Source organism: Croceifilum oryzae (genome assembly GCF_030814315.1).
Lineage (GTDB): Bacteria > Bacillota > Bacilli > Thermoactinomycetales > Thermoactinomycetaceae > Baia > Baia oryzae.
Genome location: NZ_JAUSUV010000005.1, coordinates 112,006 through 129,662, shown reverse-complemented (window position 1 = coordinate 129,662; position 17,657 = coordinate 112,006). Strand labels below are relative to the sequence as shown.

Here is a 17,657-nt window from a genome sequence, read left to right as displayed (position 1 = left end):
CATAAAAAACGACAACCAAACAGCTTGGTCGTCGTTTTTCTCTGGCTGCTTCACTTGAAACAAATTTTAAATTAATCTTTCTTTGCTTTTGTTTCATACTCACGAACGGATTCAAATTTGCTGTCGTCCGTCTTCACATAGCCTTCATGTGTATAGATACTACGGAATACTTCTACTGCCTTTGGATCATTTGATAGATCGAGGAAAGCTTGTGTTACTTTATTTTTCAACTCTGGGTCAATATCAGGGCGTACCGCTACCGTATCATTCGGAATCGGTTTCGTTACATAGATAACTTTTGTTTTTGCAAAAATATCTGGATGCTCTTTCTTAAGAGTATTACGAGCATCTTGGAACGTAGCCGCTGCATCCACATCACCGTTTAACACAGATAGAAGTGCTTGGTCGTGACCTTTAAGTGTAATTGGTTTCACGTCTTTTAGTGGATCAACGCCTGCTTCTTTTAACTCAACTGCAGGCCATACATAACCAGCAGAAGAGGTTACATTTTGGAATGCGATCTTTTTCCCTTTTAAATCAGCAAGCGATTTAATCGGTGAATCCGCTTTCACAACATACTGCGCTTTATAGTATTCTACTTTGTCTTTCGTAGGTGATCCATCTTTCTCGTTTACACCATAACGAAGAGATTGTAGGATGACATCGGCTGCTTTTTTTTCCTTCGCTAGAACATAAGCAGAAGGTGGTAGGAATCCAACATCTACCTTCTTCGAAGCCATCGCCTCAATAATTGTTGGATAATCTGTAGATACTGAAACTTTCACCTTCATACCAAGCTTGTCCCCAAGCATTTTTTCAAGAGGTTTTGCTTTCGCTTCTAGAGTCTCAGCACTTTGAGATGGTACAAACTGGACATTCAATACCTTCTCTTCATCTTTCGGCTTTGTACAACCTGCCATCACACTGGCTGCGACTACGAGGGAAAGGCCGCTCGCCAGAACTTTCTTCATCATGAATGGATACCCCTTTTCAAATGTGAATGAATAATGTCCTCTGATATAGTATCATGTTTTCATACAATCATCAAAAGGATTTGTATGTTAATTGATAATAAAATGTTGAATATATGTAAAAAACATCTTATTACTAAGAAACAACGGAGGATACTATGGAAAACAATCAAAGTAAAACATGTCAAATTCTTGTGACGAGTGATGTTCATGGAACAGTTCTACCTTTTCACTATGGCAATAAAGCCCCTGCTGAATTCGGCTTGGCTAAAATCGCAACCAAAATTCAGGAGTTGAAGGATAAAGAGCCTAATACTTTTATCCTAGATAATGGGGATAGCATCCAAGGAACTCCACTCACCTACCATTATGTCAAAATGAACAAAGAACAATCGATTCACCCGATTCCCCTACTTTTTAATCATATGGGTACGCATGCTGCGATTATCGGGAATCATGAATTTAACTATGGGACAGATGTCTTAAAGCAAGTCGTGCTAGAATCTCAGTTTCCATGGCTCAGTTGTAATATCTTAGACGAAAAGACAGGGGAACCAGCCTTCGGAACTCCTTATCTCATCCACACATTCCCAAACGGCATCCGCATGGGCATCATCGGCGCTACCACCAGCTATATCCCAAACTGGGAAGAGCCTCAGCATATTCAAGGGCTTCATTTCGCTGATCCGATTGCCGAATTGACGAAATGGGTTGAGGTAGTTCTTGAAAAAGAGACCGTTGACTTTATCGCTGTTTCCTACCACGGTGGATTTGAACGAGATGTAGTGAGCGGTGAACCAACTGAGCCTCTCTCTGGTGAAAATGTCGGCTATGAAATCTGCTGTCAAGTAGAGGGAATCGATCTTCTCATCACCGGACACCAACATCGTCACATTCCAAGCGGCAACATCAACGGTGTGCATATCATTCAACCAGGAAGCCACGGAAACCTAGTAGGACAAGTCGAGCTAGAGTTTGTGGAGGTACAAGGGGATTGGCGACTCTTCCAAATCAAGAGTAGGCTCCACGATTTAGTAGGAGTAGAACCTGATGCGGCGATCGTCCAGATGACGCAGCCCTACGAACAAGAAACACAACTATGGCTCGACCAGCCGCTCGGCAGTATCGAAGGTGACATGATCGTACACGATCCAATGCTAGTGAGAACAGGGGATCATCCGCTCATCGAATGGATGAACCATGTGCAGATGGAGTTGACTGGTGCAGAAATCTCCAACACAGCTCTATTTGACAATATAAGCCCTGGGATGCCTAATAACGTCACGATGAGAGATGTTGTAGCCAACTATATTTATCCCAACACCCTAAAAGTATTACGTCTCAAAGGAAAAGACATCCTAGCAGCCCTTGAGCAAACAGCCACCTATTTCGCCCCTTATAACGGCGAGCAAATCGAGGTGAATCCGGCTTTCCTAGAGCCTAAACCACAGCATTACAACTTTGATATGTGGGAAGGGATCGAATACGAGATCAATATCAGCAAGCCTTTCGGCGAGCGCATCACCAAGTTAACTCGTAACGGGAAGCCATTCGATCTAGAGCAAGAGTACGAAGTCGTGATGAATAACTATCGTGCCGCGGGTGGGGGCAATTACTTTATGTTCCAAGATAAACCTGTCGTTCGTGAGATTCCGACTGAAGTATCAGAGCTTCTAGCAGACTATTTCCAACAAAAAGGAACGATTCGTGCCACGTTGAACCATAACTGGAAGGTAGTCGTAGAATAAGAGAGTGAGAAAGTGATAGAAAACGGTTTAGGAGGTTTGTTCCTAGACCGTTTTTGTTGATGATGTTGGTATTAGTGTGTCCCGGGGCATGTATTTGACCACAGCTCAAATAGTGAGCCTGCGAAGATGTGGAAAAGCAAGCCCACTAACATCGCAATGGTCAGATACATTGCCCCTATTCCACCTAATCAGTTCTAGTTATTTTTGTGCTATTGCCTCTTTAACCTCCCGAATCTGGGCTAAGTGGCGTTGTTCATGGAGAGCGATGAACTCGATGTATTGCTTCAGATTCATATCACCTAGCGCTGGATGAGGCATAGATCGCTTGCTCAATTCTTCTTCATCATGCTCCTCTATAAAAGCATGAGTTCGTTTCCGAGTTTGCTCTAACTTCTGTATGAGCTCTTCCTTTGCGTAGTAATCCTTGGTTGGCTTCATTGAATCGGGTGCTGGGGCTTTTCTGGATCGATCTGCTATGAAGTGAATCGGCTTATCTGGAATATTCGTTACTTCGTGCCCCTTCGCCAATTTGGAGATCATAGATACAATAAAACCCTCAGCTAGAATGAGGTGCTCTAATACTTGCGCGATACTCCATGCAGAAGGATCCGGCTTCATGTTATATTGCTCATCGGAAAGGGGCTGTAACTCTTCTAACAAAGCGGTACGAACCTGTTCTAAATGAGTCATCCAACAACACTCCATTTCATTTTTTAAGTTGTTTTTGCAAGGAGATACTCTTTCATTTTCGCTATATTCTCGTCATGACTTTTTTGAATAAAGTCATTTGGTGGGATACAGATTCGATCACGAAGTTCGTTTAGCCGATCTTCATCCGCATCGAGGGCTACTTTTTCTAGCTCGTCCAAATAGTAATGACTCTCCTGCAAACGCCTCTTCATTTCCACACGGTCAGAAGTCGCCAAGCCGTGACCCGGAATCATCCAGTTTATCTCACCTTGAATCTTCTCCCACCAATGTATCACTTTGGATACAGTTTGTTTATAGTCAGCTACTGAATCGATCAAAGGAAGTTCTACATCAGAGAAATGATCGCCCATGATCCACACACCATACGTATGTAGATAAAGCATAGCCCCGTCAAATGTATGCCCTGGAGTAAGATAACAAGTTGCCTTGGTCTCACCTAGTTGAATCTCTTGTCCATCTTCTGTAATGACAACCTCAATCTCCGGAAATATCAAAGGGTACTCTCTCTTTACATAATGATTTCGATCAAACTGCCGAGTTCGTTCTAGTTCTAGCTCTCGCTCTTTCTCCGGGTACATTTTCATCGAAACACTACCGATCTGAATCGCATCCGCAAATAGCCCCGCGGCAATGATATGATCGTAATCGGCATGCGTATAAAAAATGTATAACGTTCGATCTCCCTTTACTTGATCTACATAATCACGAATCGCTTGAACTTCCTCAGGAAACCAAGTCGGATCTACCACTAATATGAAATGCTCCCCGACCAATACAGTCGAATTCGTTTGATAAATCATACTCGGAAATATTTTTAACCGTTCAATCGTATTCTCATCTGCCATTCTTCAGCCCCTCTCTACCTTTTAATCTGTCCACTAATACCCATTTCATATTAGTTTGAAACATTGCCTCTAAATATCTAAAACAAAAAAATTAAAAAATGAATAATCAACCATTTACATCTCATTCATCTTCATGTAATATTCTAAATAGAAACACAATTAAATCTACATGAACTGCGAACATGGTTTAGAAACAGCGAGGTCTTCAAATGAGAACCATCTAGCCTATCCAGTGACCGAAATTACTTTAACCTATTAACGCATTAATTTTTCACAAAATTAATAAAGTTTAATCTCGTCATGTCCTCACTCATGCGAATCGCTGGTTCCCCGCCTTGCTCCTGTTTAGTAGATGCTTTATGCCGCATGTTGCTAAGTCACAAACCAACAAACAAAACCCACTATGGGAAAGGGGAATGTAAGATGAAGAAGGGGTACAAACGCGTAGGCTCGATGGTAGCCGCGGTAGGATTAGCGCTCTCTTTACTCGCTCCCACTACCGTAAGCGTACAAGCAGCTCCTGTTAGCAAAGCGGCGGAAGTAGCCAAGAATTCGATCATCGTGAAGTTTAAGTCAAATATCAGCACCTCCAAAAAAGCAAGTCTCCTAAAGACAAAAAATGCAAACGTACTCTCTGAGAATAAAAAACTTGGCTTCCAAGTCATTAAGATTCAAGATCAAACGGTGAAAGAAGCAGTTGAGCAATACTCGAAGATGCCAGAGGTCGAATATGCAGAACCGAACCAACTGGCACATGCATTCTGGACACCAAACGATCCACAATATAGCTCCGCTCAATACGGACCACAAAAAATGCAAGCCCCTCAAGCTTGGGATGTAACCAAAGGTAGCAGCAGCACTCTTGTAGCTGTTGTGGATACTGGAGTCCAAGCGAACCATGAAGATTTAGCTGGCAAGGTAGCCGCCGGCGGACACGACTTTGTCGACAATGATGACAATGCCGATGATGGTCAAGGACATGGTACCCACGTAGCAGGAACCATTGCCGCCACTACAAACAACGGCATCGGTGTAGCGGGTGTAGCTCCTGATGTAAAGATCTTGCCAGTACGTGTATTAGACAGCAACGGTTCCGGTACTTATGAGTGGGTGGCAAATGGTATCACTTACGCCGCTGACCACGGTGCTAAAGTTATCAACATGAGCTTAGGTGGCTCTGGTAGCTCACAAGCATTGGAAGATGCCGTAAACTACGCATGGGGTAAAGGTGTAGTGATCATGGCTGCTGCTGGTAATACCCCCAGCACTGCCCCAAACTATCCAGCTTACTATGCTAACTGTATCGCTGTAGCAGCTACAGATAGCAATGATGCAAAAGCATCCTTCTCCACTTATGGTGACTGGGTAGATGTAGCCGCTCCTGGTGTAGATATCATTTCTACCAAAATGGGTGGCGGTTATATCAAATACAGTGGTACTTCAATGGCAACTCCTCATGCCGCTGGGGTAGCAGCCTTAGTCGCTTCTCAAGGGAAGAGCCACACAGAAGTGCGTGAGATCCTTGAAGGCACAGCTGACCAAATCGCAGGAACAGGTCCTAACTGGAAATACGGTCGTCTAAATGCTTACCGCGCTGTAATCAATGATCGTAATGATGGCGGTGGCGGCGGAGACAAAGAAGATACCTTCGAGCCAAACGATACCTTAGCTAATGCTTACGGCCCAATCAACTCTGGCAAAGCATACGATAGCTACATCTTCACCAACACCGATGTAGACTACTACAAATTCAACGTAGGTACACCTGGTGCAGTCAACATCAGCTTAGCTAACCTACCTGGTGACTATGATCTCTATCTCTACAACGCTTCTGGAACAGAACTAGCAAAGAGCATGAAAGGCGGAAACAACCCAGAAGCAATCGCGTATAATGCCACTGCAGCAGGAGTCTATTATGTCAAAGTAGTTGGATTTAGCGGTGCCTCCAGCAAAACACAAGCTTACAAACTAACCGCTAACTTCCCAGCAGGAGCTTCCTGGCATGAAGAAGACAAACGTTTCGATACCAAACACCCTTATGGAAACAGTGTCAGCGAAAACCAAACTTACACCAAAGCTGGCGCTCAAAAAGTAGCTCTTCACTTCAGCAAACTTGAAACAGAAGCAAACTACGATTTCGTTCATATCAAAGACAAAGCTGGCGCTACCAAAGCAACTTTCACTGGTACCAAAAATGATTTCTGGGTAGAAGTAGATGGCGACACCATCACAGCCAACCTCGTTTCTGACTGGATCATCACGAAGTATGGTTACACCATCGACAAAGTGAAGTACTATCAGTAATTCAGTAAGAAAAACGAAAACCAAGGGGATTAAATCCTCTTGGTTTTTTCGTGTACCCAATCAAGGCATATCCCCCATCATCCGCGATCTTTTTGTTTAAATTCTCTTTCCTTCAATTCATAGATAGCTGCTTTATAACTTATGATTTCTAGATATTTTAGATCCTCCTGAATTTTATCCTGAACCTTTGTTTTATGTTGTAGGATCATCTCTTTCCTCTGCGATATCGTCTCATCCCCTAGCTCATTTAGCTCCAGATACTTCTTTATGTCGGAAATAGGCATCCCTGTTAATCTAAGAGAACGAATAAAATGTAATACCTCCATATTTTCATCGATATATACTCGTCGTCCTCTGGAGTCACGAGATATATTTTTTAACAACCCTTCCTTCTCATAATATCTGAGTGTGTTGGCTGTTATGTTTACATTCTCCACTACATAATTCATAGAGTATGACATTAGAATTGCCTCCTTTTGATTATAGTTACTATAACTTAAGGAGCGCATCAAAAAGAAGGATAAACTTCAATAACCTTGTTGATATAATGATTTTTTGCACAGAAACTTATGTGTTGACTTATAGTTAGAATAACCTATTACACTACAGGAGTAGCTCGATGGAATGATTTTAAAGGAGGATGTTTTATGTCAGATATACATATAAAAGACAAGGTCGTTGTGATTACCGGTGGAAGTAGTGGGATGGGAAAAGCAACTGCCATCTTGTTAGCACAACGAGGCGCTCATGTTGTGGTTGGTGCACGAAGAAAGCAAAGCCTTGAAGAATTGGTCTCTTCTATTAACTCTAATGGCGGTTCCGCAAATTATCAGGTAACAGACGTGACAAACCGTGGTGATGTGGAAAATTTAGTACAACACGCTGTTCATTCCTATGGAAAAGTGGATGTCATCATAAACAATGCTGGAATTGGACCGATTTCCCTCCTCGACGATCTACGGGTAGAGGACTGGGAACAGATGATTGACGTAAACATCAAAGGGGTGCTGTACGGGATCGCTGCAACGTTGCCTATTTTCCGTAAGCAGGGCTTTGGACATTTCATCAATATCGCTTCCGTTTCAGGACTTAAAGTTGTACCCAAACAGTCCGTGTATGCAGGCACAAAGTTCGCTGTGCGTGCTATTTCTGAAGGATTGCGCCAAGAGGCCGGTGATAAGCTTCGCGTAACGATCATTTCACCCGGCTTTGTCGACACGAACTTTGCCGACTCTATGACAGATGAGGAGACGAAGGCCCAGATCATCAGCGCAAGGGATCAAATAGCGATCTCTCCAGAATCGATTGCCCGTGCGATCGCATTTGCAATGGAGCAGCCGTCCGATGTGGATGTGAATGAGATTGTTGTCCGCCCTACTGCACAGAGTTAGATTGCTTTCTGTTTGATTGGGTAAGTATTGGGGCTGTTCTGAGGTAAGCGTGTCCCGGGGCATGTATCTGCCCACAGCTCAAAAAGTGAGCCTGCGAGGATGTGAAAAAACAAGTCCGCTTCGTCTATCGATGCTTCGGGCAAGTGGCAAAACTCGCAAAGAACGCTCAAACAAGTTGCCACAAAACGCCCTTGCTTCGAAAGACTACGCTAAGCAAGCTCACTAACATCACTGTGATCAGATACATTACCCCTATTCCACTGGTATTTTCTGGTTAATCAACAGGCATAAAAAATCAATCAATTAACGCTTTTCTCATACAAAAAGAGCCTTTCCCTGATGGTTGGCTCTCTGTCGGTCAAATATAACTACCATTTAAACTATGATTCGGGTGGATCATGATGAAACATACCATCACCTCCAAGTCTTTAGTGACCAAATTAATCCTCTGGCGGATCATGATGAAACATGCTAGCACCTCCTAAAACAGTCTTAGAAGCCATAAGTTGCAAAAATTGATCAATATATTTCTTCTGTTCCATATCTTTAGAACGAAGGGATAGTTTCGACAATAACATTAATAGATGCGCTGCTTCAATGTCAATAGATAGTGTATTAGCAATAGCCAAAGCTTGCTCTAGGTTTTTTGTTGCTTTTTTATCCTTTTTAATATGATAATACAGCTCCCCAAGAGCTCGCAAAGCTTGACACAATCGATAATCATCTTTTTGCTCTTCTCCTAGACAAACTGCTGTGCGTAAGGACTGTTCGGCGTCTGCATATTGCTCCTGTTTCATCTGTAAGATGCCAAGATTAGTATAGGTAGAGATAGCTACATACCCCTTTGAAATTTTGCTTTCCAAACATCTCGCAAGTTGATAATAACGCGTGGCCATATCGAGATTACCTAATTTGGCATGAGATTCTCCCAAAGAGGAAAGAAATTCGAATTTCCGATCACTGTTATTATCAACCCGCGCTAGTTCTAGACCTGTTTGAGCGATAGGAATCGAATCCATATGTCGATTCAACTTATTCAGTAATTCGACTCGTAACTGATACAAGTTCAACTTTGCATCGGATGAAATGGAATATTTTTGGTGTTCACATGTTTTCTCTACTAAAGACAGCGCCTGGGAATAATATTTCATCTTGTCCCATACAGAAGCTTTGTTAATACATAACAAATAGAATAAATTGGTTCGCTCTCCTTCTTCATAGAAGCTTGCAAATCCCTTCTCGATGTATCCTAGTGCCTTTTGTAGTTTGTTGTCATAGTTGCACAACCGACTAATCTGGTAACAACAAGCCGTTACTAAATTCGTATACCGCAAGTCTGGCTCGACTTCTGCCATCTGGATTCCCTGTTCGAAGTAATGGAGGGCTTTTTCTCGTTCATCTTTCCTTAAAGCACATCTTCCGCGTAGGTAGGGTCCGTAAGCGTATAGGATGGGTTCGTCTTGATTGATGTGTTTGTAGATTTCTTCTGTTTGACGAAGTGTTTCTAAGGCAGTGTCGGGATTATCCATGATTTCGACTTCGATGGTTTTAAGTAGTTCTTCTAATGAATAGTTGATCGTTTCAACGGAAGGTTCTTCGTTTATGTCGTCGATATCGATTTCTAGGATGGTACAGATTGTTTCGAGCTTGGCTCTGTTGAATTGCTTGTATCCGGCTTCTAAGGCACTTAGCGTCGAGGAACTGAAGCCTGCTTGAAAGGAAAGTTCCTCTTGATTCATACCTTTTTCTCTTCTCTTCTCTCTGATACTATTTGCTAGTTTTCCAGAGACAAAGATTTTCTCCTTCATCTTACACCCCTAATCAAAAAAAATTTCGCAAAAAACTCTCATCTTTTCGACCTCTTTTGAAATCTTGGGTGATATTGTAGAAATCCACATCGGTGTTCATTCGGTCGACAGGTTCCGTCAGGAAAGTTTCTACTATATTGAAATGGGTAGAAAATATTGCCACCATTTGTCACTATTATTGTAGCCTAGTACAATCAACTTGTGTAGTATATATTCACAAAATTTCGATAAGGGATGGGAGAATATGTTACGTTTTCACATACGGGCAACGTCTTTAGATAAGTTGAAGTCCTCTGCTTTAACTTTAAAGCAACTGTTTGAACTACAAGAACAACGCATTACCGAATTATCCGATTCCACGGAGGCAATCTACTTGGCCGAGCGTCGAAATACAGAACGAACTCTTGTCATGACAACTGATCAGCCAAAACCGATTTTGCTACCAAAACAAACTTGGAGAAAATTTAAAATGGACGACTCTACCACCATCTTTGTCGGGAGAGGCTTTGATATATTCACTGACTAGCTCACTCTTCCTCCCTCTCGGACAAACTTCGATGATATCTACATACTACACACCACTCTATCTCATGCGTTAAAAGATCTTTCAAAGGAACATGATGCGCAGATTGTTCCCCAGTAACCCGTCGCTAGAATCACGAATCTAGTTGTTCTCGGATTTGACCTATCATTTCTTGCAAGTAACCCATTATTGGTACTAAACACAGGTGAGGCAGATAACAGATGCTCCTCCCCTGTGTTTCTCTTCAAAATGACTCTTAAATTAGAGGTGAATTGGGAATGTACAAATGGTTATCCAGTTTGTTCGTGCTTATTTTATTTCTCTCTGTGCCAACGTCAACCCCAGCATATGAAACGTGGGATCAATTTCACCTTGAAAAAGGAGTAGGTAACAGCGGTAAAAACAAACAGTACTACTTTATCCATAGTTCAGCTAAACCCTATAATTCATTTTATCCAAGATGCGTGGTCAGATTGGATCTATACAACAAAGCGTCTGGGAATCTCCACTCCTATTTCCTTTCGACAGACGACGAATCAAAGCAACAGTGTGATTGACATCATTACCTTTTTGGCGAGAAAGATGATGGGTACGCGGAGACACAGCATTTTGATTTTGGAAATACATCTGAGGGGCCTGAGCATGTAGAGCCATGGAATGAAAATTGGGATTACGCACAAATCAAAATAAATGTACCCGAGTACAAGCAACTCAGCTCCTATAACAAAAAAGGAACCATGGCACACGAAATTGGACATGCTATGGGCTTGGCTCATACGATGACCAAAACGTCTGTTATGACCCAATTAGGTCACGGTCGTACGGTAAACTCTGCGCAAACCGATGACGTAGCAGGTATCAATTATCTTTACTAGAGAAGGGAGTTGAAATTTATGTACAAAGTATCTGCTTGGTTCGCAGTAATCTTTTTGCTTTTCGGAATAACTGGGTGTGATTCAGAAACAAAACCTCTCTCAATAGGGGATCATAAAACGACTCAAGATATACCTAAGTCTGTTACCCATGTTAAAGTTCAAGCCACGATGGATGTAGGGGAAATCTATGACTCAGTCGAAAAGTTAACTCAAGAAGCCAATATTGTGGTTCAAGGAGTTGTACAAAACCACGAATTCTTTCAACGAGAAGAAGTAGCTCGTACAAAATCTACTGTGAAGGTAACAAAAGTGATTAGCGGAACGGTTGCTGTGGGAGACATCGTTACCTTTGTAGAGCTTGGCGGGATGCGTACCAAAGGGGACATTGCAAAAAGCAAGCCTGATAAAATCCGTATTACATCTGGGCACGAAAATGATCCGGTTCCTGTGATTTACAATGGTGTTCCATCCATGAGGACAGGAGAAGAGTATTTGCTATTTGGTAGGTTAAGTTCTAGCAAGATTCTTCTCCCACAATCCTACTATACTTGCGTAGGTGCATTTCAAGGAAAATTCCAACTAGATGGCAAGAAAGCAAAGCGCCTTACAGACCGTATGCACGGAGTAGATCGGGAGGCTTTTCCAACTTTAGAAATGCCGCTATCGCACTTAACCACAAAGGTACAAGCTGTAAAGCATTAACTTTCAATCAGGCTATCGATTGATCAAGACAGACCCAACACTTGGCTAATGGATAGTTCTACTTTTCTATAGGAGGATCAAGATGCGAAAATTGCCTTCCTTACTAGTAGTTAGCTGTTTGTTTCTCGGAATAACTGGTTGTAGTTCTGAAAAAGAAGCGGAACCACTCCAGAAGCCTAACTCTGTGACGGAAACATCATTTCCAACTGATCGCCAAATTTCGGCTACACCTGAATTTGTAGAACACTATAAGTCCGTGGAACAGTTGAGTAAGAAATCGGACATTGTCGTACAAGGCGTTGTACAGGATCGAGACTTTTTCCAATCTGAAGGTAGAGAGCACGTGTCCTCAAAGGTAAAGGTAACAAAGGTGCTTAGCGGAGATGGGAAAGTAACCGCGGGAGATGTAGTACCCTTTGTAGCCACTTATGCATTAGATACGTTCCGGGAAGATGATGAGGTTGTGGTATTTGGTATATTTCAAAAGAAAAATGAACACTATTCCCAAGACCACTACAACTGCATAGACTCATTTCAAGGGCAGTTTTTAGTTCGAGATAAGAAAGTAAAACGGCTTACGGACACCCTGCGTAATGAAGTAGACCGAGAAACGTTTCCTACTTTGGAGATGGATTTAACACAGCTAACCATGAAAATACAATCAGTCAAGAAATAGATCCCCTCACTAAAAGGAACCTAGGCCCTCCTGATCATCAGAGGTCTAGGTTTTTCGATCTTTCTCTATTTTGGACTGATAATCGCCATCGTACAACGCGAAATACAGAGCAGATTCTTTTCTTCATCTACAATCTCAATGTTCCACACCATGGTAGTACGCCCCTCATGAAGTACCGTCGCAATCGCGGTCACGATCCCATCTTTTTTCGAGCGAATATGATTGGCGTTAATCTCTAAACCAACCGTTCCTTTTCCCAAAGGTGCCACTTTGAAATACGCCCCGATGCTAGCCGCAGTTTCAGCTAAAGCCACAGATGCCCCACCGTGCAAAAGCCCCATTGGCTGCCTCGTTTTAGGACCTACAGGCATAGTGAGAACCACCTTACTCTCACCTAATTCGATTAACTGGATATCAAGTGCTTCTATTAAAGTTCCTTTTACAAACTCTTCCCACTCCGCTCGGTTTGTCATAGACTTCACTCCTCATGTTATGTAAAAATCTCTCGCCAAAAAGATACTTACTATACAGTATAAAATAAATTTACTGAAATGAATACTGAATCAGCATCCATTCACTAGGCTTGTTGTTAACCAATAATGGAAAAAGACTAGGGGCAATGTATCTGACCACTGCGATGTTTGGGAACCTACTTAGCTTCGAAGGACGAAGCGGACATTCTCCACATCTTCGCAGGTTCACTATTTGAGCTGTGGGCAGATACATGCCCCGGTCTATATCCAATAGGCTAATCAACAGTCTCCACTCCCTCTCACACTTTTCATCAACAAAAAGAACTGCCTCCATTTATTCTGAAGGCAGTCCAGCTCTTACACGACATTCCAACCTTACTCAATCGAATCCTTTATCTCCCAACGAAACTGCTGCTCCACCAAACGCTGATACAGCGAATGACTCTGCAGCAATTCCTCATGCGTTCCGATTCCAGTCAACGTCCCTTTTTCCAGCACCAGAATCCGATCCGAGTCCACCACCGTCGATAATCGATGAGCGATAATCAACGTCGTTCTACCCTGCATCAAGTTTTGCAACGCATCCTGGACCACCTTTTCCGAAGTGGAATCCAGTGCCGAAGTCGCCTCATCTAGCATGAGAATCTTCGGATCATGCAAGATAGCTCGCGCGATAGCGATCCGTTGACGTTGGCCACCCGATAGCATAATCCCACGCTCGCCTACTTGAGTATCAAACCCATTTGGCAGATCTCGAATAAATTCAGCCGCGTATGCCAGTTCCGCCGCACGGATGATTTCCTCTTCCGTCACTTCCCGTTGCATCGCATAGCAGATGTTTTCCCGTATCGTTCCTGCGAGTAGAGGACTCTCTTGCGATACATAGCTAATACAACTTCTCCACTCTCTAAGATCGAACTCCTCTAAAGAAGCATCCCCAATCCGAATTTTTCCCGAGCTCGGGTGATAGAAACGCTCTAAAAGCGAAAAGATCGTCGTTTTCCCACTTCCACTCGGTCCCACAATAGCCGTTACTTCTCCAGGCTCAATGGTAAAATTAACATCGTGTAGTACCGCCTCATGATCAAGGTAAGAGAAGCTAACATGTTCAAAACGAATCGGTAAGGTAGGATTTACATTAGGCAAATCGCTTTCCTCCGCAGGCATCTCTGGTTCACGGTCATGTTCTAGGATTTCAATGATCCGCTCCGTTGCTCCCATTGCTTTCTGCAAGCTTGTAAAGAAACGCGTTAACATCGTAATCGGCATCAAGATTTGGAACAAATATAAGATAAAAGCTACCAAATCCCCTGCCGTTAAGTCTCCCGTCGAAACACGATACCCTCCGTATCCGATGATCACTACTAACATAAACATCATCACGAAGCCCATTAGAGGTTGTAAGATGGCGAATATGCGAGCTTCTTTCAGCCCTATCTCAAACAGATGATCGATGCCTTGATCTCCATTTTTCCGTTCTACGGGTTCACCCACGTAGGCTTTCACCAAACGGATTTCTGAGATCACTTGGGTAATGGTGCTGGTAAACTCAGCTGTTTCCGTTTGGAGACGCTTCGAAACCTGTCTCATCTGCTTGCCCAGTGGTCGCATGATGAGAAATATGACGGGTACGGCACTTAGCATCACGAGTGTCATCGACCAATCTAGGTACAGCAAGATAGATAGAGAGCCAATAAGTGAGATCATCCCCGTAAAAATAGACACAAGCTGATTACTGATCAATTCCTTAATCACAGCCGTATCATTATTAATGCGGCTAATCGTCTCACCCGAACGATTTTGATCAAAAAAGGAAACGGGCAAATGAAGCGTTTGTTTCCAAATTTGCTTTCGAATATTGGCTACTACTTTCTCTCCTAGGTACGCCAGATAATAGGTAGAGACTCCGCCCGCAATCCCTTGTACTAAGAAAGCGGCTAGTAAAAACCAGATAAATTGGTATTGAAAGTGATCTAGTGAGATGACATCCACCAGATTTTTTGTAAAAAGTGGAACGATGAGGCTCGCGACAGTCGAAAGCAGACTGAGAGCTAACACTAAAACGATCATCGCTTTGGGCAACGATTGTAGGTTAATCAGCCCCATAAACTTCTTCATATCAATTTTTCTTTTTTGTGATTCCATATGACTAGGTTCACTCCTTTCAAGAAGAGGATCATGTTCAAGTGAAGAACTCCTTGCTCAATCAATCATTCTTTATTTTTAAATCGAAATCGCTCATTTATATGGATATCTTTCGGTAAGGTCATCATTTTCTTCAATACCGTCGTGGCAATAGGCGTACGAGTAAATAATGCGAGTAAATAGGGACGTAATGCATTTAGAATGGGATGTCGATTAAATAACATCCGCCCCATCCGCATCTGGATTTGATGAATCATACGGATCTCTGAATCACGTATTTGCTGAACACGCCTTAGCGAGCTGGCAGATACATCGTTTTTCTTTAGCGAATCATAGATCGCCTCAGCGGCAATGGCTGAAGTGGTAACAGCTAACGATACGCCGATAGCTCCTGCTGGTGAGGAACAGTGTGCCGCATCTCCAATCAATAAACAACCATCCTGTGCCCACTCTTTCACATACTGAGTCTTCGCTTGTAAGGGAAAAAAGGAACGAAAGCTGGTAACCGTTTGTAAAAAGGGATGAAACGCTGAAGACATTTCCGCCAAATCTGCTTTAAATGATTCGATCCCTTCTCGTTGGACCTGCTTCCATCTCCCACTTCCCAGAACGATCCCGACTTGTAGGAGATTTGGGTATTTGGGTAAGGTTAGGTAAGGATATTTATCTGTCATATGAAATTGCAATACATCTTGTGGATTCTCAGGTTGATCAATATTAAACCAGATGATATCGCCAGGATAATCCTCATATTCGAGCTGGAATCCACCTAATCGGCGAATCGTAGAAAATCGTCCGTCAGCTCCAACGGTTATTTTTGCTCGAATTTCCGTTCGTTCCTTGTGCTCTGTTTCGATCACAACACCTGTTACGCGCCCATTTTCACGTAGCAACTCTTTTACAGATGCATGAAACTTCATGTGAAAATAAGACGAGTCTTTCATGTAGTCATAATAAGCTTGTAATAATATTGGTTGTGGTGTCCAGATAGCGTAAGGGATCTCAGGGATAAATCGATGAAAGGCAAACTCCCCTAACTTTCGCCCCTTTTTGAAAAACGTACCCGCTCTCACTTGGGCATGTGGAAGGCTCTCGATATAGGAACGCATTCCAAGTTTCTCCATTAACTGCAAGAATCGGGGTTGTAACACCTCACCCCGATATTCGCGATCAAAATTCGCTTGGCTTTCTACGACCGTTACATTGACTTCAGCTTGAGCAAGCATCATTCCGAGTACCATACCTGCTGGCCCACCGCCCACAATCACTACATCTGTTTCGATGATTTCCGATTTCTCACGCTCGTCCATCCTAGATCGCTCCTCACAAGAGATTACCGATTGCCTAGCGATACCCATTATATACATATGTTCGACTATAAGAACCTAGATTACCAAAATAAACTTCCATTAAATGGACGGGATCTGTTGCCATTTCGCCTGCCTCAACAGGACCATCGTTGGAATCATTCCATTTCCATGCTGTGTTCGCAGCATTATCTTTACCGTTATCCCCCTTAAATGTCCCCCAACTAGCAAACGTATCTGGATCAAAACGATGATCCCATAGACCACCCGGAGCAAATGTATTGACCAATGTGTACTTCACAGAGCGATCATTTCCACTGGATGGCGCTTCTGATGTCTGGCGATCTGGGTAATAGACAACTCCATCTCCGCCAGGAAAGTTCTTTCCATTCCAATTATAAATTCCGTGTCCCTTCGCATCTTGGTAAGTAGTCGGACGACTCACTCCGCCGTAATCCACCATGCGAATGCTACCATCAATGTTTTCCTTCCCATCTGTCAACTGGCTTCCAGCTGGTGTATACGAATAAAAGTCATTGTGATAAACCGTTACCATTCCTTCTAACTTACCGTGAGGGGTACCATCTTTCCTTACAATCATCATCGCGCCTTCTGCATCATTTTCATGTGTGTCCAGCCCAAAATCAGGATAATCCACCCAATCACGAGGATGATAAAAGGTATAGATCAAGAAGTAATGGGACTGTGTCTCGGTAACCGAATAGGTAACGGATCCCTTGAGACGACTCGCATCATCGTCCTGATGCTCCCAGTTATTATTCATCACCCAATCACCATCATAATTCATAGCCGTGATGTAATCTGCATCCGCATCCGTATCATCCGTATCCTGATAATGAACCGGTGCCCAACGATACGCCAAATCCGTATAATCCGGTGCAGCGAGGACAGAAACGGAAGAAATCGGACTTGCAACGATCATCACTGTCAGTAGCATCATGACGAAATACTTCATGTAACCCACAGAACCATTTTTCATAAACTCATTTCATCTCCTTTTCTCATTACAAGCTCACTTCGGTTATCTAATTTTCCGATCAACCTTACAATCTTTTAAGATTCATATAAGGTTGATCGATACTTTCTGCCATATATACATGATACATTATTAGCCACATGCACATAGTAAAAGAGGTGTAATTTTAGGAGGAAATCGA

General features: G+C 42.8%; 16 protein-coding genes and 1 pseudogene. 8 read left to right on the top strand and 9 right to left on the bottom strand.

Annotated features, from left to right (window positions below; all coding sequences use genetic code 11):
• Window positions 1-71: 71 nt before the first annotated feature.
• On the bottom strand, window positions 72-974 hold the full coding sequence (locus J2Z48_RS06710) for a phosphate/phosphite/phosphonate ABC transporter substrate-binding protein (protein ID WP_307252042.1): 903 nt from the start codon (window positions 972-974) through the stop codon (window positions 72-74).
• A gap of 155 nt (window positions 975-1,129) precedes the next feature.
• On the opposite strand from J2Z48_RS06710, the gene J2Z48_RS06705 reads away from it, so the two are divergent.
• Complete coding sequence (locus J2Z48_RS06705; RefSeq protein WP_307252039.1) at window positions 1,130-2,719, top strand: bifunctional metallophosphatase/5'-nucleotidase; 1,590 nt, start codon at window positions 1,130-1,132, stop codon at window positions 2,717-2,719.
• Between the two features lie 198 nt (window positions 2,720-2,917).
• Here the strand turns inward: J2Z48_RS06705 and J2Z48_RS06700 are convergent, their stop codons facing one another.
• A complete protein-coding gene (locus J2Z48_RS06700; protein WP_307252038.1) occupies window positions 2,918-3,409 on the bottom strand; it encodes a DinB family protein in 492 nt (163 codons plus the stop codon).
• A 23-nt stretch (window positions 3,410-3,432) separates the two neighbouring features.
• The gene (locus J2Z48_RS06695) at window positions 3,433-4,275 is read right to left on the bottom strand and encodes an MBL fold metallo-hydrolase (RefSeq protein ID WP_307252036.1); all 843 of its coding nucleotides are present in this window, start codon (window positions 4,273-4,275) and stop codon (window positions 3,433-3,435) included.
• Between the two features lie 423 nt (window positions 4,276-4,698).
• On the opposite strand from J2Z48_RS06695, the gene J2Z48_RS15735 reads away from it, so the two are divergent.
• Entirely contained in the window at window positions 4,699-6,579 is a 1,881-nt protein-coding gene (locus tag J2Z48_RS15735; protein ID WP_370872892.1) for a S8 family serine peptidase, read from the top strand.
• A gap of 77 nt (window positions 6,580-6,656) precedes the next feature.
• Here the strand turns inward: J2Z48_RS15735 and J2Z48_RS06680 are convergent, their stop codons facing one another.
• On the bottom strand, window positions 6,657-7,040 hold the full coding sequence (locus J2Z48_RS06680) for a MerR family transcriptional regulator (protein WP_307252035.1): 384 nt from the start codon (window positions 7,038-7,040) through the stop codon (window positions 6,657-6,659).
• A 186-nt stretch (window positions 7,041-7,226) separates the two neighbouring features.
• Here J2Z48_RS06680 and J2Z48_RS06675 point away from each other — a divergent pair, with 186 nt between their 5' ends.
• Together J2Z48_RS06675 and J2Z48_RS06670 are read left to right on the top strand one after the other, a co-directional pair.
• The gene (locus J2Z48_RS06675) at window positions 7,227-7,970 is read left to right on the top strand and encodes an SDR family oxidoreductase (RefSeq protein WP_307252031.1); all 744 of its coding nucleotides are present in this window, start codon (window positions 7,227-7,229) and stop codon (window positions 7,968-7,970) included.
• Between the two features lie 49 nt (window positions 7,971-8,019).
• Window positions 8,020-8,196 (top strand): hypothetical protein, encoded by a 177-nt coding sequence (locus J2Z48_RS06670; protein ID WP_307252029.1) that lies wholly within the window; start codon window positions 8,020-8,022, stop codon window positions 8,194-8,196.
• Window positions 8,197-8,410: 214 nt separating this feature from the next.
• Here the strand turns inward: J2Z48_RS06670 and J2Z48_RS06665 are convergent, their stop codons facing one another.
• Complete coding sequence (locus J2Z48_RS06665; protein WP_307252027.1) at window positions 8,411-9,778, bottom strand: helix-turn-helix domain-containing protein; 1,368 nt, start codon at window positions 9,776-9,778, stop codon at window positions 8,411-8,413.
• 244 nt (window positions 9,779-10,022) lie between these two features.
• Between J2Z48_RS06665 and J2Z48_RS06660 the strand changes: the two genes are divergently transcribed.
• The 4 genes and pseudogenes from J2Z48_RS06660 to J2Z48_RS06645 all read left to right on the top strand — a co-directional run bounded on the left by J2Z48_RS06660 (window position 10,023) and on the right by J2Z48_RS06645 (window position 12,554).
• Window positions 10,023-10,304 (top strand): hypothetical protein, encoded by a 282-nt coding sequence (locus J2Z48_RS06660; protein ID WP_307252025.1) that lies wholly within the window; start codon window positions 10,023-10,025, stop codon window positions 10,302-10,304.
• A 626-nt stretch (window positions 10,305-10,930) separates the two neighbouring features.
• Window positions 10,931-11,176: pseudogene (locus J2Z48_RS06655) on the top strand (matrixin family metalloprotease); the annotation flags it as partial.
• An 18-nt stretch (window positions 11,177-11,194) separates the two neighbouring features.
• Entirely contained in the window at window positions 11,195-11,878 is a 684-nt protein-coding gene (locus J2Z48_RS06650; RefSeq protein WP_307252022.1) for a hypothetical protein, read from the top strand.
• Between the two features lie 82 nt (window positions 11,879-11,960).
• Window positions 11,961-12,554, top strand: coding sequence for a hypothetical protein (locus tag J2Z48_RS06645; protein ID WP_307252019.1), 594 nt, complete (start codon window positions 11,961-11,963; stop codon window positions 12,552-12,554).
• 65 nt (window positions 12,555-12,619) lie between these two features.
• Here J2Z48_RS06645 and J2Z48_RS06640 read toward each other — a convergent pair whose 3' ends face one another.
• From J2Z48_RS06640 to J2Z48_RS06625, 4 genes are all read right to left on the bottom strand, one after another.
• Window positions 12,620-13,027, bottom strand: coding sequence for a hotdog fold thioesterase (locus J2Z48_RS06640; RefSeq protein ID WP_307252017.1), 408 nt, complete (start codon window positions 13,025-13,027; stop codon window positions 12,620-12,622).
• Window positions 13,028-13,402: 375 nt separating this feature from the next.
• Entirely contained in the window at window positions 13,403-15,172 is a 1,770-nt protein-coding gene (locus J2Z48_RS06635; protein WP_307252014.1) for an ABC transporter ATP-binding protein, read from the bottom strand.
• A 65-nt stretch (window positions 15,173-15,237) separates the two neighbouring features.
• Window positions 15,238-16,482 (bottom strand): FAD-dependent monooxygenase, encoded by a 1,245-nt coding sequence (locus tag J2Z48_RS06630; protein WP_307252012.1) that lies wholly within the window; start codon window positions 16,480-16,482, stop codon window positions 15,238-15,240.
• A 34-nt stretch (window positions 16,483-16,516) separates the two neighbouring features.
• Entirely contained in the window at window positions 16,517-17,479 is a 963-nt protein-coding gene (locus tag J2Z48_RS06625; RefSeq protein ID WP_307252011.1) for a hypothetical protein, read from the bottom strand.
• Window positions 17,480-17,657 lie beyond the last annotated feature (178 nt).

Bases quoted from the DNA above. Each gene is read 5' to 3' on its own strand.
- J2Z48_RS06635 (WP_307252014.1), bottom strand. From the start codon at position 15,172: ATGGAATCACAAAAAAGAAAAATTGATATGAAGAAGTTTATGGGGCTG.
- J2Z48_RS06710 (WP_307252042.1), bottom strand. From the start codon at position 974: ATGATGAAGAAAGTTCTGGCGAGCGGCCTTTCCCTCGTAGTCGCAGCC.
- J2Z48_RS06675 (WP_307252031.1), top strand. From the start codon at position 7,227: ATGTCAGATATACATATAAAAGACAAGGTCGTTGTGATTACCGGTGGA.
- J2Z48_RS15735 (WP_370872892.1), top strand. From the start codon at position 4,699: ATGAAGAAGGGGTACAAACGCGTAGGCTCGATGGTAGCCGCGGTAGGA.
- J2Z48_RS06700 (WP_307252038.1), bottom strand. From the start codon at position 3,409: ATGACTCATTTAGAACAGGTTCGTACCGCTTTGTTAGAAGAGTTACAG.
- J2Z48_RS06650 (WP_307252022.1), top strand. From the start codon at position 11,195: ATGTACAAAGTATCTGCTTGGTTCGCAGTAATCTTTTTGCTTTTCGGA.
- J2Z48_RS06625 (WP_307252011.1), bottom strand. From the start codon at position 17,479: ATGAAAAATGGTTCTGTGGGTTACATGAAGTATTTCGTCATGATGCTA.
- J2Z48_RS06630 (WP_307252012.1), bottom strand. From the start codon at position 16,482: ATGGACGAGCGTGAGAAATCGGAAATCATCGAAACAGATGTAGTGATT.
- J2Z48_RS06640 (WP_307252017.1), bottom strand. From the start codon at position 13,027: ATGACAAACCGAGCGGAGTGGGAAGAGTTTGTAAAAGGAACTTTAATA.
- J2Z48_RS06645 (WP_307252019.1), top strand. From the start codon at position 11,961: ATGCGAAAATTGCCTTCCTTACTAGTAGTTAGCTGTTTGTTTCTCGGA.
- J2Z48_RS06665 (WP_307252027.1), bottom strand. From the start codon at position 9,778: ATGAAGGAGAAAATCTTTGTCTCTGGAAAACTAGCAAATAGTATCAGA.
- J2Z48_RS06660 (WP_307252025.1), top strand. From the start codon at position 10,023: ATGTTACGTTTTCACATACGGGCAACGTCTTTAGATAAGTTGAAGTCC.
- J2Z48_RS06705 (WP_307252039.1), top strand. From the start codon at position 1,130: ATGGAAAACAATCAAAGTAAAACATGTCAAATTCTTGTGACGAGTGAT.
- J2Z48_RS06695 (WP_307252036.1), bottom strand. From the start codon at position 4,275: ATGGCAGATGAGAATACGATTGAACGGTTAAAAATATTTCCGAGTATG.
- J2Z48_RS06680 (WP_307252035.1), bottom strand. From the start codon at position 7,040: ATGTCATACTCTATGAATTATGTAGTGGAGAATGTAAACATAACAGCC.